The sequence below is a fragment of the Pseudomonas sp. P5_A2_2 genome, assembly GCF_054177685.1.
This window is the reverse complement of sequence record NZ_JBGCUL010001182.1, coordinates 1-1,251: the sequence shown is the minus strand read 5'-3', so window position 1 is coordinate 1,251 and position 1,251 is coordinate 1. Positions and strand designations below refer to the sequence as shown.

2 protein-coding genes are annotated in these 1,251 nt (G+C 50.8%); one reads left to right on the top strand and one right to left on the bottom strand.

Annotation, left to right across the window (positions count from 1 at the left end):
* A partial coding sequence (locus tag ACXRVY_RS29910) for a hydroxypyruvate isomerase family protein (RefSeq protein WP_458239059.1) occupies positions 1 to 676 on the bottom strand: 676 nt, incomplete at its 3' end.
* 253 nt (positions 677 to 929) lie between these two features.
* On the opposite strand from ACXRVY_RS29910, the gene ACXRVY_RS29905 reads away from it, so the two are divergent.
* A partial coding sequence (locus ACXRVY_RS29905) for a LysR family transcriptional regulator (protein WP_458239060.1) occupies positions 930 to 1,251 on the top strand: 322 nt, incomplete at its 3' end.

Genomic DNA, 1,251 nt, shown 5'->3' with positions numbered 1-1,251 from the left:
ATCCTGCGTAACCACGATGCTCCAGAGTCGCGAACAATTCAGCAAAATTGATTATGCCTGTACCCGGTTCGTGGCGACCTGGGCAGTCCGCAATCTGCACATGGACGGTTCGGTCATAAAACCGAGCCAGAACACCTGCAGCGTCTCCGGTCAAAAGCTGTGCATGGTAAAGGTCGAGAATCAGCCCAATACTCGGGAAGGTCTCCAGCACCCGTTGCGCCTTGCTGAAATCAGACATGTAGTACCCCGGGATTTCCTTTGGGCTGATCACTTCAATCAGGGGCCGCAACCCCTGATCTTCAAAGTATTTGACTGCATATTCCAGGTTGCTCACGAAGCTAGGTGTAGCCTCAACTTGTGCCGTAATCCCAGACATGATGTGCACATTCGAACAATCCAACACCTTTGCATACCGGGCGGCCAAGGCCAAACCTGCACGAAACTCTTCTTCCTTGCCTCGCAGGGCAGCAATGCCTTTGGTGACTCCGGCCGGTGCAGCGAACTGGATCAGAGGAAGAGAGTACTGAGTCAAATGAGCGGCTAAGTTACTGGCGTCAAATTCATAAGGAGAGGGAAACTCCACCGCCCGAAATCCAGCAGCGGCAGCAGCTTCGATACGCTGCAGAAAAGGCAGGTCGTTGAATTGAAAGCCGAGATGAGCATTGAACTTGAGCATTAGGTACACATCCATCTTTGAAAAAAACGAGTCATCTACCTGAACCATCCTTCGCCTTCATAGGATTGGCTTTTACTGCCACGGATTGGCATCTAGGAAAATCCATTTAAGGTCATGACGGCGGTCTCAAGAAGGCGACAATGAAGTAATCGCAAGTATGTTAACGGGCCACCATCATCACGAAAAATATTATGTTGTGATTAATTTCATCACTAATTGTTATGCTTTTGGTTTCGAACCGAGTACGACCGGCATGAATCTCAAAGCATTGATGTGCTGCGTAGAGGTCGCGCGGCAAGGTAGCTTCACCAAAGCTGCGCAAAGCCTGCATATCGCCCAACCAGCACTGAGCATGGCCATCACTCGCTTGGAGGAGGAGTTGGGCGTTACGCTTTTCAACCGCGCGGCACGACAAATCACTGTGACGGCTGAAGGACAAAGCTTTCTTGCACGTGTGGAAGTCGCTTTGCTCGAATTGGACATGGCACGCCAAGAGCTACGGGATATGGCGCATTTGCACAGTGGTGAGATTCGACTCGGCGTGCCTCCAATGTTCGGGATCAATTACATTCCAC